This window comes from Bordetella petrii (assembly GCF_020991325.1).
Lineage (GTDB): Bacteria > Pseudomonadota > Gammaproteobacteria > Burkholderiales > Burkholderiaceae_B > Bordetella_A > Bordetella_A petrii_E.
In genome coordinates this window covers 1-13,054 of sequence record NZ_JAJMLX010000122.1, presented here as the reverse complement: position 1 = coordinate 13,054, position 13,054 = coordinate 1, and the positions used below count along the sequence as shown (strand labels likewise).

Genomic DNA, 13,054 nt, shown 5'->3' with positions numbered 1-13,054 from the left:
CTGACCCGTCAGGAGCCGCCGCTATGACACTCGCGATTTCCGTAATCGGCCTGCTGGCTTTGCTGGCGCTGGGCGCGGTCGTGGTGGAACAGGCGGAAGGCCACGTCGGGATGGGCCAGCGCAATGCGTTCCATGGCGTCGACGCAGTGGCCGAATTCAGTGGCCTCGGCGCGCAGGAACTTGCGCCGCGCCGGTACCGCATCGAACAGTTGCCGCACGTCTACCGTGGTGCCGGGCGGCCCCGAGGCCGGCGACACTTCCAGGCTGGCCCCGTCGATCTGCCAGGCATGGTCGGCCTGGCGGGTGCGCGAGATGACAGTAACCTGGGCCACGGAGGCGATCGAGGCCAGCGCCTCGCCGCGGAAACCCATGGAGGCTACCGATTCCAGTTCGTTCAGCGAGCGGATCTTGCTGGTGGCGTGGCGGGCCAGCGCCAGCGGCAGTTCTTCGGGCGGTATGCCCACGCCGTCGTCGGACACAGCAATGCGGCGGATGCCGCCGCCTTCCAGGCGCACTTCGATGGCGCGCGCGCCGGCGTCGATGGCGTTTTCGAGTACCTCTTTCAGTACCGAGGCCGGGCGTTCAATGACCTCGCCCGCGGCGATCTGGCTGATCAGCAAATCGGGCAGGGCGACGATGGCGCGGCGTTCGGACATGGACAGCGGCTGGTGGGAATCTGACATGAGGCGATTTTAGCGCCACGCCCATGCCCGCGGACGCGCGCCAATGGCGTGGGCATGGTGCGCTATAGTCGGGGTCGGCTCGCGCCGGGGCAACCCATGCGCGGCGCAGCGCCGCGCAAACAAGCGGCGCGCGCCACGCGACAGAAATGGTTACCGCATGCTTGAGTTTTTTCAAATGGTGCTGCACATCGACCAGACCATGGGTGTCTGGGTTGAACAGTACGGCGCCTGGATTTATCTGGTCCTGTTCCTGATCATTTTCGCCGAGACGGGCCTGGTGGTGGTGCCCTTCCTGCCGGGCGATTCGCTGCTGTTCATCGCGGGCGCGTTCGGCGCCACCGGCAACCTGAATGCGGTGCTGCTGGCGGCGTTGCTGATCCTGGCCGCCGTGGCGGGAAACACCGTGAACTACAGCATAGGCCGCTACATCGGGCCGCGCGCGTTCACCATGAACGTGCGCTTCCTGGATCGCGCCGCGCTGCTGCGCACCCACCTGTTCTATGAAAAGCACGGCGGCAAGACCATCGTGATGTCGCGCTTCATTCCGGTGATCCGCACTTTCGCGCCGTTCGTGGCCGGGGTGGCCGGCATGCACCAGCCGCGTTTCCAGATGTTCAATATCTGCGGGGCGGTGCTGTGGGTGGCCAGCCTGGTTGCCGCGGGTTATTTCTTCGGCAATATCCCGCTGGTGAAAGAACACCTGAACGCCATCGTGCTGCTGGGACTGGCCGCCGCCGTTGTGCCGGTGCTGTTGGCGGGCGTGGTCAAGTTCGCGCGCAGTCGCCGCCGCGGCGGCAACCGGCCGCTGCGCTAGCGGTGGGCCCGCGCGCGGCTTACGCGGCGCCTTGCTGGCTGCCGGCCTTGGGCCAGTAGGTGCCGAAGGTCCACAGATTCTGTTCGGGGTCGCGGCAGGAAAATTCGCGGCTGCCGTAGCTGGTGTCGGCCGGTTCGGCCTCGATGCGCGCGCCCGCGGCCTTGACCTTGTCGTACAGCGCATCCGGGTCGTCCACGGCCACGTATAACGAGTCGGTGCGCCGGCCTTCGGGGCTGCCCACCAATTTGCCGTAGGCATCGTCGCGGTGCTGGCCCAGCATCAGGATGGACGAGCCCAGGCTCAGTTCGGCATGCTGGATTTCGCCTGCGTGCCGGTACACCACGTGTTCCGTGAAGCCGAACACGTCGATCAGCCACGCGACCATGGACTCGGCGTCTTGGCAGCGCAGCGTGGGGAAAAGGCGTGGCGGTTCGCCGGCGGTGTTCGCGTTCATCGGGATACTCCCTCCTGGCGGTTGGGGTGTCCATCATAGAAGCACGGCGCCGGCACCGGCCGGATCTTGAAGAATTGTTACCCGCCGTAGCGGGTTGGGTGTAAACCGGCCCTAGCTTGCGTCGGCGATATGGGCCAGCGGCGGATTGGCCACGAAGTACTGCTGGATGCCGTTCATCATGGCGACCGCCAGTTTTTGCTGGTGGCTGCCAGACCGCAGCAGCGATTCTTCGCGCGGATTGCTGATGAACGCGGTTTCCACCAAGATGGAAGGAATATCCGGCGCTTTCAGCACGGCGAAGCCCGCCTGTTCGACGTGGCGCTTGTGCAGGCGGTTGATTTTCTTGATTTCGTCCAGGAAGGCCGAGCCCAGGCGCAGCGAATCATTGATCTGCGCCGTGGTGGACAGGTCGAGCAGCACCTTGGCCACATTCTTGTCGTGGCTGCCCAGGTTCACGCCGCCGATCAGGTCGGCCGCGTTTTCCTTGTTGGCCAGCCAGCGCGCCTGCGTGCTGGAGGCGCCGCGCTGCGACAGCGCGAACACCGACGAACCATTGGCTGTGGGCTTGATCCAGGCGTCGGCGTGGATGGAAATGAACAGGTCGGCGCGCACGCGGCGCGCTTTCTGCACGCGCACATGCAGCGGCACGAAGAAATCGTCGTCGCGCGTCAGGTAGGCGCGCATATTGGGCTGGTCGTCGATCAGCGCCTTCAGGCGGCGCGCGATGCGCAGCACCACGTCTTTTTCGCGCAGGCCGTTGCGGCCGATGGCGCCGGGGTCTTCACCGCCGTGGCCGGGGTCGATGGCGATGGTCACCATGCGTTTGCGGCGCGTGGGGCGGGCGGGTTCGGGCGCCGGCTTGGGCATGGCCAGCACGGGCGGGGGTTCCTGGCCCTTGGCCTGCGGCGCGGGCGCCGTGGGCGTGACGGGGTTGCGGGCGATGTCTTCCAGGATGCGCGCCAGCGGGTCGTCGACGTCGGGGGCGGCCTGCTTGCCCAGCACGGCCATCAGCGGGTCTTGCGCCACCTTGGGGTACAGGTCCAGCACCAGGCGGTACTGGTAGTCGGCCACCGGCTTCAGGGTGAACACCTGCGGCGCCACGGGCTGCTTCAGGTCGAAAACCAGGCGCACGACATTGGGGCGGTTCTGCGCCACCCGCAGGGCCTGGATGTACGGGTCGTCGGGACGGACCTTGGATACCAGCTGGTTCAGCGCGGCGCTGACCTGCAGCCCCTCGATGTCGACCACCAGCCGGTGCGGGTTTTCCAGCGTGAATTGTTCCGCCTTGAGCTCGCTGTCGAGCTCGAGCGTGACGCGGGTGTATTCCTCGGCCGGCCAGGTGCGCACGGCCAGGATGGTGGCAGCCTGTGCCAGGCGCGGGATGACCGGCAGGACGAGCAGGGTGGTGGCGGCGCTGATCAGGCGTCGGCGGAGGGTGCCGCTGGGGGACAGGGCACCTGGGGCGGAGGGACAATCGCGTTCAACCATGTTTGTCCTCGTGCGGTGAAGGCAGTCAGGGTGACCGCGCGGCCCGGGTCGTCATAGACCAGGGAAATCTGCATGTCGGGAGGGGGTAACAACCCCCCGGCACGCTCGGGCCATTCGATCAGGACGACCGCGTCATTGCGCAGTAAATCTCGGAATCCCGCATCCAGCCATTCGCGCGAATCGCTAAATCTATAAAAATCAAAGTGATAGAAGTATAAGTTAGAAACTTTATAAGATTCAAGCAGCGCATAGCTGGGGCTTTTGATGCGGCCAGTTATGCCGCATTCACGCAACAATGCCCGGGTAAACGCGGTTTTCCCGGCTCCCAGCTCGCCCTGCAGGTGGAAATGGCCGCCGGGCGGCTGGCCCAGGGCGCCGGTGACCAGCGGCGCGAACTGGCGGGCCAGGGCCTCGGTGGCGGCTTCGTCGGGCAGGGACAGGGTCAGGCTGCGTGGGGGGGCGGACATGGCGGGTGTCGAGTGGTAAAACAGGGTGAACGTGCCCGAATTATAGGAAGCACCGGTCTGTTATCATCGTATTGATTTTTATTCTCGTTTAAGCCATGCCCAGGCCTCCGGCCCGGACCCAGCCAGGAAATCCCACGCCATGAAAACCCGCACCGAAAAAGATACTTTCGGCCCCATCGAGGTGCCCGACGATCACCTGTGGGGCGCGCAGACGCAGCGTTCCCTGCACTTTTTCGCCATTTCCACCGAGCGCATGCCGGTGCCGCTGGTGTCCGCCATGGCGCGGTTGAAGCGGGCGGCGGCCAAGGTAAATGCCGAACTGGGCGAGCTGGACGGCAAGGCCGCCGACGCGATCGTGCGCGCGGCCGACGAAGTGATCGCCGGCAAGTGGCCCGATGAGTTCCCGCTGTCGGTGTGGCAGACGGGCTCGGGCACGCAGAGCAATATGAACATGAACGAGGTGCTGGCCAATCGCGCCTCCGAGCTGCTGGGCGGCGAGCGCGGCGAGGCGCGCAAGGTGCACCCGAACGACCACGTCAACCGCGGGCAGTCGTCGAACGACACCTTTCCCACCGCCATGCACGTGGCGGCGGCCTTGCAGGTGGAGCACCACGTGCTGCCGGCCTTGAAGGCCCTGCGCGCCACGCTGGCCGCCAAAAGCGCCGAGTTCTACGACATTGTGAAAATCGGCCGCACCCATTTGCAGGACGCCACGCCGCTGACGCTGGGGCAGGAACTGTCGGGCCACGTCGCGCAACTGGACCTGGCGGAGCAGCAGATCCGCGCCACGCTGCCGGGCCTGCACCAATTGGCCATCGGCGGCACGGCAGTGGGCACGGGGCTGAACGCGCACCCGCAGTTCAGCGCGAAAGTGTGCGCCGAACTGGCCCACGACACGGGTTCGGCCTTCGCGTCGGCGCCCAACAAGTTCCAGGCGCTGGCCTCGCACGAGGCCCTGCTGTTCGCGCATGGCGCGCTGAAATCGCTGGCCGCGGGCCTGATGAAGATTGCCAACGACGTGCGCTGGCTGGCCAGCGGCCCGCGTTCCGGCCTGGGCGAGATCAGCATCCCCGAGAACGAGCCGGGCAGTTCGATCATGCCGGGCAAGGTCAACCCCACGCAATGCGAGGCCATCACGATGCTGGCCGCGCAGGTCATGGGCAACGACGTGGCCATCAATGTGGGCGGCGCCAGCGGCAATTTTGAACTGAACGTGTTCAAGCCCCTGGTGATCCACAACTTCCTGCAGTCGGTGCGCCTGCTGGGCGATGGCATGGCCAGCTTCGACCAGCATTGCGCCGCGGGCATCGAGCCCAACCGCGAACGCATCGCCGAACTGGTGGAACGTTCGTTGATGCTGGTTACCGCCCTGAACCCTCATATCGGCTACGACAAGGCCGCGCAGATCGCCAAGAAAGCGCACAAGGAAAATTTGTCGCTGAAAGAATCCGCGCTGGCCCTGGGCTTCGTGACGGAAGAGCAGTTCGCCCAGTGGGTGGTGCCCGCCGACATGACGAACGCCGGCCGCTAGGCAGGCCTTGGGGCTGCGGGAGCCGGACACGCAAGGGGTCAGGTTCCCACCAGCGCCAGCCACAGCGGGATGGTTGCCACGGACGCCAGCGTGCCCAGCGAGATGACCAGCGCCACCAGGCGGCCGTCGCCGCCCATGCGCATGGCCAGCACGTAGGCGGCGGACGCCGTGGGCAGGGCGGCGAAAAGCACCAGCATGCGGGTCTCGGCATGGGGCAGCCCGAAGACATGGGCCGCGGCCAGTGCCACCGCGGGCAGCAACAGCAGTTTCAATGCCAGGATCCAGGCCACCAGCGGGCCGTGGCCGCGTCCGCCCTGCCACGACAGGCTGGCGCCCACGCACAGAATGCCCAGCGCCAGCGAGGCGCCGCCCAGGCGCGCCAGCACGGTGTCCACCGGACCCGGCAACTGCAGCCCGGCCAGATTGCCAGCCAGGCCCAGTAGGGTGGCCATCAGCAGGGGGTTGCGCAGCAGTTCGCGCAGCAGGCCGTTGCCGCCGTGGCGCGCCAACCCGTATACGGCCAGGAAATTGACGATGGGCACCGCAAAGCCCACCAGCAAGGCCATGGTGGTCTGGCCATGCGCGCCGCCCAGGGTGGCGGACAGCGCCAGTCCGATATACGTGTTGAAACGGTAGCCGCACTGCGACACCGAGGCCAGCGCCAGGGGCTGGGCGCGCAGCGCCCGGCCGCCCAGCCAGGCCAGGGCCGCGCCCGCGATCGCCACGCTGGCCGTGGCTTGCAGCAGCATCAGCGCGCTGCCCGCGCTGATGGGGGTGCGCAGAATGGCCTGGAACAGCATGGCGGGGAACAGCACGAAATACACCATGCGTTCCGTGCCGGCGAAGAACTCACGGTTGAAACCCAGTTTGTGGCGCAGCAGCCAGCCCAGGGCGACCAGCAGAAAATCGGGCAATACGAGCAGGGCAACCGACATGAATGATGAATAGTTGGGGAAAATACGACGTATTCGAGCCACGCGAGGGCCCGGTTTTGCTGCTATTCTCCCCGAATTCGGCAGGGCTTGTGCGTCATAAGCACACAGATTTCATATACTTCGCTCGCCAGAATTTGCAGCGGGCCGCTTATCGGCGGCTGGCTGATGTCCGCACCATCGGCCCCCATACGGGGGGCCAGCACTCGGAGGAAATACAACAATGATGACCAAGACACGCACCCTGGTTTCGGCGCTTGCGCTGGTTACCGGCCTGGCCGGTACGTCGGCCGCCCTGGCCGCCGACGCCTTTCCCAACAAGCCGATCCGCGTGATCGTGCCGTTCGCCCCGGGCGGTTCCACCGACATCATCGCGCGCCTGGTCACCCAGCGCATGAGCCAGGAACTGGGCCAGCCCATGGTGGTTGAAAACAAGGGCGGCGCCGGCGGCGCCATCGGCGCGGCCGAAGCGGCCCGCGCCGAACCCGACGGCTACACGCTGTCGATCGCGACCGTGTCTACCATGGCGGTGAACTCGGCATGCCGTCCCGACGACCTGCCCTACGATCCCATCAAAGACTTCCAGCCCGTTACCAACTTCGCCAACACGGCCAACGTGGTGTCGGTGAACCCCAAGTTCCCCGCCAAGGATTTCAAGGGTTTCCTGGAAGAACTGAAGAAAAACCCCGGCAAGTATTCGTACGGTAGCTCGGGCACGTGCGGCGTGCTGCACCTGATGGGCGAATCGTTCAAGATCGCCACCGGCACCGACATCGTGCACGTGCCCTACAAGGGTTCGGGCCCGGCCGTGGCTGACGCGGTGGGCGGCCAGATCGAAATCCTGTTCGACAACCTGCCTTCGTCCATGCCGCAGATCCAGGCTGGCAAGCTGAATGCCATGGCCATCGCATGGCCCGAGCGCATCGATGCCATCAAGGATGTTCCCACCTTCAAGGAAGCCGGCTTCCCGCAGTTGAACCAGCCGGTGTGGTACGGGCTGCTGGCTCCCAAGGGCACGCCCATGGACATCGTGAACAAGCTGCGCGATGCCGCCGTGGTGGCCCTGAAAGACCCGAAGGTCATCGACGCCCTGGACAAGCAGGGTTCGGCGCCGTCGGGCAACACGCCGGAAGAATTCGCCAAGGAAATCCAGGAGCAATACGACTGGGCGAAGGACATCGTCAAGAAGAGCAACATCACGCTCAACTAAGCCGCGGCGATGGTGGGCCTGTGCGGCCCTGCCGTGGCCTGTGGTGTGCGGGCGCCCTGCGGGGCGCCCGTTTCGTTCGCGGCCTGTAGGTGGGTGTCTGGCTCCCGCCAGGGTGCCAGACACCGCTGTATGCCACGATCGTCTCAGCAGGACGGTGTCCGGCACCCTGACGGGAGCCAGACACCCGGCAGTGCCCGCGTAAACTCGCCACTGCGGCTAAGGTAGCGCCATGGATGCCAGACACCTGGTAAGGTTTATTCAGAACGGCGCCTGTTCCAGGTCGGCGCAGGCTTGCCGCAGTCGGTCGATGAAGTTGCGGTGCAGGGCCGGCAGCGGGTCTTGCGTGCGGGTCAGGATGCTTAGCGGCACTTTCAGGGGCGGGTCGAGGCGGCGCGCCACCATGCCGGGCCGCAACATGGCGCGCACCGTGATGGCGTCGACGATGGCCTCGCCGCAACCGGCCTCGGCCAGCGCGCAGGCCACGTAGTGCGTCTGCACCTGGATCGCCACGTCGGGATCCAGGCCTTGCGCGTCCAGTTCGGCCTGCAGCAGCGCGCCCGAGGCGTCGCGCGAGTCCAGCACGATCAGCGTGTCGTGGACCAGGTCGGCCAGCCGGGTGGCGCCGTCGCCGGGCTTGCGGCCCAGGTGCACCAGTTCCGTGTGTCCCAGCAGGGCGCGTGTCAGGCCCGCATAGTCGTGCTGGTCGAAGGTGACGGCCAGGTCCAGCTCGCGCGTCAGCAGGCCTTGCACCAGTTCCGCGCTGTGATAAGTGTGGATGTCGAACGTAATGCCGGGCTGCGCATCGCGGCTGGCCCGCACCACCTGCGGCAGCAGGCCCAGGCCCAGGGCGGGGGCGCAGCCCAGCCGCAGGTGGCCGTGCGGCCGCTCGCGCAAGCTGGCGGCCAGCCTGCGCACGCTGTTCAGGCCCTGGTTCAGGCGCGAGACTTCCGGGGTGAGAATCTCGGCTTCGCGCGTGGCCACCAGCCGGCCCTTGACACGTTCGAACAGCTTGAAGCCCAGCTGGGCCTCGGCGTGCGCCAGCAGCTTGCTGGCCGCCGGCTGGGAAATATGCAGCGCCGCCGCGGCTTCAGTCAGCGAGCCGGTACGGCGTATCGCTTCGAAAATTTCTATGTGGCGCAGGCGCATGGCGTCTAACCGGGGATGAACAGGCCCTAGCATTCTATTGCGATAATGGCCGGACGCGCCCCCGATGGCTGCGGGGCGCGATCCAGGAGGAGAGCTCGATGCGCATTCAACAATGGATGGCCGCTTGCTGTGCCGCGGCCCTGTGCGGCCCGGCCGCGGGTCAATCGGCGGCGCCCGCTGCCCACGAAAGCCTGAACCCCGAAGCGTCTTCCGGCTATACCGACAAGCAGGCGGTGTCGGCGCAGAAATTCATGGTGGCCACGGCCAACCCCTTGGCCACGCGGGCCGGCTATCGGATGCTGCAGGCGGGCGGCAGCGCCGTGGACGCGGCCATTGCCGCGCAATTGGTGCTGGGCCTGGTCGAGCCGCAGTCATCGGGGCTGGGCGGCGGCGGCTTCCTGGTGCACTATGCGGCGTCGTCGCGGCAACTGCGGGTATACGACAGCCGCGAAACCGCGCCGGCCGCGGTCCGGCCCGACCGCTTCATGCGCGACGGCAAGCCGCTGCCTTTCGAGCAGGCCGTCAACAACGGCCGGTCGGTAGGCACGCCAGGCTTGCTGCGCGGCCTGGAGCTTGCGCACCGGCAGCAAGGCAAGCTGCCCTGGCGCCAGTTGTTCGAACCGGCCATCGAGCTGGCCACGCAGGGTTTCCAGGTGTCGCCACGCCTGCACGCCATGACGCAGGATGCGCTGAAGGCCCTGGCGGCGCAGCCCGCCGCCGCCCGCTATTTCCTGGGACCAGACGGGCAGCCCTGGCCAGTGGGCCATGTGCTGAAGAACCCCGAATACGCCGAAGTGCTGCGGCGCGTGGCCGCCAAGGGGCCGGACACGTTTTATCACGGCGATATCGCGCACGACATCGTTGCCGCGGTGCGCGCGCATGCGCAGCCCGGCGACCTGAGCGTGGCGGACCTGGCCAACTATCGCGCCCGCGTGCGCGATGCACTGTGCGGCAATTATCGCGACTACCGCCTTTGCGGCGCGCCGCCGCCCAGCAGCGGGCCGCTGGCGGTATTGCAGATGCTGGGTGTCCTGCAGCATTTCCCCATGCAGAAGCTGGGGCCGCGCAGCGCCGAGGCGGTGCATTATTTTTCCGAGGCAGGCCGGCTGGCATTCGCCGACCGCGGCTTTTTCGTGGGGGACCCGGAATTCGTGAAAGTGCCGGCCGCCGCCATGCTGGACCCGGCATACCTGGCCAGGCGCGCCGCGCTGGTGCACCCGGATCGCAGCCTGGGCACGGCGCTGCCTGGCGACCCCGGGGGCCTGCTGACCAGCCGCGCGCCAGATCAGGCGCTGGAACTGCCGTCAACCACGCACGTGGTGGTGGCGGACGCGCGGGGCAACGTGCTGTCGATGACCAACACCATCGAATCGGCGTTCGGCAGCAAGATCTTCGTGCGGGGGTTCTTGCTGAACAACGAGCTCACGGATTTCTCGCTGTCGTTCCAGGATCCGGAGGGGCGCCCGGTGGCCAACCGGGTGCAGCCCGGCAAGCGGCCGCGCAGTTCCATGGCGCCCATGATCGTGTTCCGCGACGGCAAGCCCTACATGGCCGTGGGCTCGCCGGGCGGCAGCGCCATTATCAACTATGTGGCCAAGACGCTGGTGGGTGTGCTGGACTGGAACCTGGATATCCAGCAGGCCATTTCGCTGCCCAACATGGGCAGCCGCAACCAGGCCACCGAACTGGAGCGCGGCACGTACCTGGAAGACCTGGCGCCGGCGCTGCGCGGCATGGGGCATGAAGTGAAGATGGCGGATTTTCCCAGCGGCATTCAAGGGCTGGTGATGGATGGCGGCAGGTTGGTAGGAGGCGCGGACCCGCGGCGCGAAGGCGCGGTGATGGGGGACTGAGTGGGTTGCGTGCGCGGCTCGGGTAATGGGTGTCTGACTCCCCGCCAGGGGTGTCAGACACCGATGTGGGCCACTACAGTCTCAGTTGGATGGTGTCCGGCACCCTGGCGGGAGCCGGACACCCGGCGGTGCCTGCGCAACGTCGCCACGGTGGCTAAGGTACCGCAATGGGTGCCCGACACCGGAACCCTCCATCACGATGCCTGTTCGTCGTTGGCCGCGCGGATCTGGGCGTCGTGCTCGCCCAGGGCCGGCGGCAGGCGGCGCAGGGTGGCGGGGGTGCGTGACAGCTTGATTGGCGAGCCCACGCCGCGATAACTGCCTTGTTCCAGCACCATGCCGCGGTGGCGGGTGTGGGGGTGGTTCAGCACGTCTTCCACGTTTTGCACGGCGGCGGCGGGCACGCCCTGGCGCAGCAGTTGTTCGGCCAGGACGGCGGCCTGGTGGCCGGCCAGCAGGCCGCCCAGTTCGTCGCGCAGGGCGGCACGATGCTGCAGGCGATCCGCATTGCTGGCAAAGCGCGGGTCGCCGGCCAGTTGGGGGGCGCCCAGTGCGCGCGCCAGGGCCGCGAATTGCCGGTTGTTGCCCACCGCCAGGAAAATCGGCCCGCTGCGCGTCGGCAGGGTTTCGTAGGGCGCGATATTCGGGTGCGCGTTGCCGCTGCGGCCCGGCACCTTGCCGCTATAGAAATAGTTGGCGGCGTGCGGGTGCAGCAGAGACACCGCGCAGTCGTACAGCGTGATGTCCAGGAACTGGCCAAGGCCGCTGCGCGCGCGTTCGTTCAGGGCCAGCAGCACCGCCACGGCGGCGTTCAGGCCGGTGACCATGTCCACCACGGGCAGGCCCACGCGCGTGGCCTCGCCATCGGCATCGCCGTTCACGCTCATCAGGCCGCACATGGCCTGGGCGCAGGCGTCGTAGCCGGGCAGGCCGCCCAGCGGGCCGTCGGCGCCGAAACCGCTGACGCGGCAATGCACCAGCCGGGGGAAGGCGGCGCTCAGGGCGTCGTACCCCAGGCCCCATTTTTCCAGGGTGCCGGGCTTGAAGTTCTCGACCATGACGTCGGCATCGGCCAGCAGGCGGCGCAGCAGTTCCTGGCCGGCCGGCTGGGAAAGGTCCAGCACCATGCCGCGCTTGTTGCGGTTGACGCCGATGAAGTACGACGCCGCGTCGTCCAGGAACGGCGGCCCCCAGCCGCGGGTCTCGTCGCCGCCGGGCGGCTCGATCTTGATGACGTCGGCGCCGTGGTCGGCCAGCAGCTGGGTGCAGTACGGGCCGCCCAGCACGCGCGACAGGTCGATGACTTTGCAGCCCGCCAGGGCGCCGGCTTGCAGCGAGGGGATAGGCATGGTGGTCGTGGTCCTCGTGATCCTTGTAGTGCGGCCTGGCCTTAGTCCATGGCCACGTGGGCTTCCTGGATGATGGCGCGCCACTTGGGCACCTGCGCGTCGATGAACGACGCCAGGCCTTGCGGTGTGCGGTCGTCGGCCTCGACGATGCCTTGCTTGTGCAGGGCCTGCTTGATGCCCGGGTCGGCCAGGGTGGCGGTGAAGGCCTGGTTGAGTTTCTGCACGACGTCGTCCGGCGTGCCGCGCGGCGCCACGATGCCGAAGAACACGCTGACGTCGTAGCCGGCCAGGCCTTGTTCGGCAATGGTGGGCAGGTCGGGCAGGGCGTCGGACCGTTCGGCGCTGGCCAGGCCGATGGGGCGCAGCGTGCCCGCCTGCACGTGCGGCAGCGCGGTCAGGATGTCGGTGAACGACATGGATACCTGGCCGCCCAGCAGATCGTTCAGCGCCGGGCCGGTGCCCTTGTACGGCACGTGCAGGATGTTGGTGCCGGCCAGTTTATTGAACAGGATGCCGGCCAGGTGCGACGACGCGCCATTGCCCGACGACGCGTAGCTGAGCTTGTCGGGGTTCTGCTTGGCGTAGGCGATGAGTTCCTGCACATTCTTCACCGGCACCGAGGGATGCACCACCAGGATGTTGGGCAGGTGGCCGATGCGGATGATGGGCGCGAAGCTCTTGCGCGGATCGTATTGCTGGTTCTTGTACAGGCTGACGTTGATGGCCAGCGGGCCCGATGTGCCGAACAGGATCGTGTAGCCATCGGGTTTGGCGCTGGCCACGTATTCAGCGCCGATGTTGCCGCCCGCGCCGCCGCGGTTTTCCACCACCACGGTCTGGCCCAGCTGGTTTTTCAGGCCGTCGGCCAGGCGCCGCGCCATGGCGTCGGTGGGGCCGCCCGGCGGGAAGGGCACCACCAGGGTCACGGGGCGGTCGGGATAGGCCGCGGCGGCAGGGGCCGCCGTGCCGGCCAGCAAGGTGGCGCCGGCCATGGCCAGGCAGAAAATGCGTCGTAGCATGGTTGTCTCTCCGGAGTGATGGGCGCGTTCTCGCCCAGATCCAGTTGGCCGGCTTCCAGCTGCGCGCCAATGGCGTCGGCCGGCAATTCTTCGATGATTACCTTCACC

The 13,054-nt window shown here is 67.2% G+C and carries 11 protein-coding genes and 1 pseudogene; 4 read left to right on the top strand and 8 right to left on the bottom strand.

What is annotated here, in order from left to right:
* Positions 1 to 32: 32 nt before the first annotated feature.
* Positions 33 to 656: pseudogene (mutL, locus tag LPZ50_RS13625) on the bottom strand (DNA mismatch repair endonuclease MutL); the annotation flags it as partial.
* A 184-nt stretch (positions 657 to 840) separates the two neighbouring features.
* On the opposite strand from mutL, the gene LPZ50_RS13620 reads away from it, so the two are divergent.
* Entirely contained in the window at positions 841 to 1,497 is a 657-nt protein-coding gene (locus LPZ50_RS13620; RefSeq protein ID WP_230662011.1) for a VTT domain-containing protein, read from the top strand.
* A 19-nt stretch (positions 1,498 to 1,516) separates the two neighbouring features.
* On the opposite strand, the gene LPZ50_RS13615 is transcribed toward LPZ50_RS13620, so the two are convergent.
* The 3 genes from LPZ50_RS13615 to tsaE all read right to left on the bottom strand — a co-directional run bounded on the left by LPZ50_RS13615 (position 1,517) and on the right by tsaE (position 3,906).
* Positions 1,517 to 1,951, bottom strand: coding sequence for a VOC family protein (locus LPZ50_RS13615; RefSeq protein WP_230662010.1), 435 nt, complete (start codon positions 1,949 to 1,951; stop codon positions 1,517 to 1,519).
* 111 nt (positions 1,952 to 2,062) lie between these two features.
* Positions 2,063 to 3,439, bottom strand: a complete 1,377-nt coding sequence (locus LPZ50_RS13610; protein WP_230662009.1) for an N-acetylmuramoyl-L-alanine amidase — start codon at positions 3,437 to 3,439, stop codon at positions 2,063 to 2,065.
* Positions 3,370 to 3,906 carry a tRNA (adenosine(37)-N6)-threonylcarbamoyltransferase complex ATPase subunit type 1 TsaE gene (tsaE, locus tag LPZ50_RS13605; protein ID WP_230662008.1) on the bottom strand — a complete coding sequence of 179 codons (537 nt, stop codon included), beginning with the start codon at positions 3,904 to 3,906 and terminating at the stop codon, positions 3,370 to 3,372. The genes LPZ50_RS13610 and tsaE overlap by 70 nt, the downstream gene beginning before the upstream one ends.
* Before the next feature lie 139 nt (positions 3,907 to 4,045).
* Between tsaE and fumC the strand changes: the two genes are divergently transcribed.
* Positions 4,046 to 5,437: a class II fumarate hydratase gene (gene fumC, locus LPZ50_RS13600; RefSeq protein WP_230662007.1), complete on the top strand. Its 1,392-nt coding sequence runs from the start codon at positions 4,046 to 4,048 to the stop codon at positions 5,435 to 5,437.
* A gap of 38 nt (positions 5,438 to 5,475) precedes the next feature.
* Here the strand turns inward: fumC and LPZ50_RS13595 are convergent, their stop codons facing one another.
* Positions 5,476 to 6,372, bottom strand: coding sequence for an AEC family transporter (locus LPZ50_RS13595; protein WP_230662013.1), 897 nt, complete (start codon positions 6,370 to 6,372; stop codon positions 5,476 to 5,478).
* Between the two features lie 223 nt (positions 6,373 to 6,595).
* Here LPZ50_RS13595 and LPZ50_RS13590 point away from each other — a divergent pair, with 223 nt between their 5' ends.
* Positions 6,596 to 7,579, top strand: coding sequence for a tripartite tricarboxylate transporter substrate binding protein BugE (locus LPZ50_RS13590; RefSeq protein WP_230662012.1), 984 nt, complete (start codon positions 6,596 to 6,598; stop codon positions 7,577 to 7,579).
* Between the two features lie 258 nt (positions 7,580 to 7,837).
* On the opposite strand, the gene LPZ50_RS13585 is transcribed toward LPZ50_RS13590, so the two are convergent.
* Entirely contained in the window at positions 7,838 to 8,725 is an 888-nt protein-coding gene (locus tag LPZ50_RS13585) for a LysR family transcriptional regulator (protein WP_230662006.1), read from the bottom strand.
* Between the two features lie 98 nt (positions 8,726 to 8,823).
* On the opposite strand from LPZ50_RS13585, the gene ggt reads away from it, so the two are divergent.
* Positions 8,824 to 10,578 carry a gamma-glutamyltransferase gene (gene ggt / locus LPZ50_RS13580; protein WP_230662005.1) on the top strand — a complete coding sequence of 585 codons (1,755 nt, stop codon included), beginning with the start codon at positions 8,824 to 8,826 and terminating at the stop codon, positions 10,576 to 10,578.
* Between the two features lie 194 nt (positions 10,579 to 10,772).
* On the opposite strand, the gene LPZ50_RS13575 is transcribed toward ggt, so the two are convergent.
* Both LPZ50_RS13575 and LPZ50_RS13570 read right to left on the bottom strand, forming a co-directional pair.
* The gene (locus LPZ50_RS13575; protein WP_230662004.1) at positions 10,773 to 11,927 is read right to left on the bottom strand and encodes a CaiB/BaiF CoA transferase family protein; all 1,155 of its coding nucleotides are present in this window, start codon (positions 11,925 to 11,927) and stop codon (positions 10,773 to 10,775) included.
* Between the two features lie 41 nt (positions 11,928 to 11,968).
* Positions 11,969 to 12,946: a Bug family tripartite tricarboxylate transporter substrate binding protein gene (locus tag LPZ50_RS13570; protein ID WP_230662003.1), complete on the bottom strand. Its 978-nt coding sequence runs from the start codon at positions 12,944 to 12,946 to the stop codon at positions 11,969 to 11,971.
* Between the last annotated feature and the right edge of the window lie 108 nt (positions 12,947 to 13,054).

What these genes read in the sequence shown, in the direction of transcription:
- LPZ50_RS13620 (WP_230662011.1), top strand. Translation starts at nt 841, where the DNA reads ATGCTTGAGTTTTTTCAAATGGTGCTGCACATCGACCAGACCATGGGT.
- LPZ50_RS13615 (WP_230662010.1), bottom strand. Translation starts at nt 1,951, where the DNA reads ATGAACGCGAACACCGCCGGCGAACCGCCACGCCTTTTCCCCACGCTG.
- LPZ50_RS13610 (WP_230662009.1), bottom strand. Translation starts at nt 3,439, where the DNA reads ATGGTTGAACGCGATTGTCCCTCCGCCCCAGGTGCCCTGTCCCCCAGC.
- tsaE (WP_230662008.1), bottom strand. Translation starts at nt 3,906, where the DNA reads ATGTCCGCCCCCCCACGCAGCCTGACCCTGTCCCTGCCCGACGAAGCC.
- fumC (WP_230662007.1), top strand. Translation starts at nt 4,046, where the DNA reads ATGAAAACCCGCACCGAAAAAGATACTTTCGGCCCCATCGAGGTGCCC.
- LPZ50_RS13595 (WP_230662013.1), bottom strand. Translation starts at nt 6,372, where the DNA reads ATGTCGGTTGCCCTGCTCGTATTGCCCGATTTTCTGCTGGTCGCCCTG.
- LPZ50_RS13590 (WP_230662012.1), top strand. Translation starts at nt 6,596, where the DNA reads ATGACCAAGACACGCACCCTGGTTTCGGCGCTTGCGCTGGTTACCGGC.
- LPZ50_RS13585 (WP_230662006.1), bottom strand. Translation starts at nt 8,725, where the DNA reads ATGCGCCTGCGCCACATAGAAATTTTCGAAGCGATACGCCGTACCGGC.
- ggt (WP_230662005.1), top strand. Translation starts at nt 8,824, where the DNA reads ATGCGCATTCAACAATGGATGGCCGCTTGCTGTGCCGCGGCCCTGTGC.
- LPZ50_RS13575 (WP_230662004.1), bottom strand. Translation starts at nt 11,927, where the DNA reads ATGCCTATCCCCTCGCTGCAAGCCGGCGCCCTGGCGGGCTGCAAAGTC.
- LPZ50_RS13570 (WP_230662003.1), bottom strand. Translation starts at nt 12,946, where the DNA reads ATGCTACGACGCATTTTCTGCCTGGCCATGGCCGGCGCCACCTTGCTG.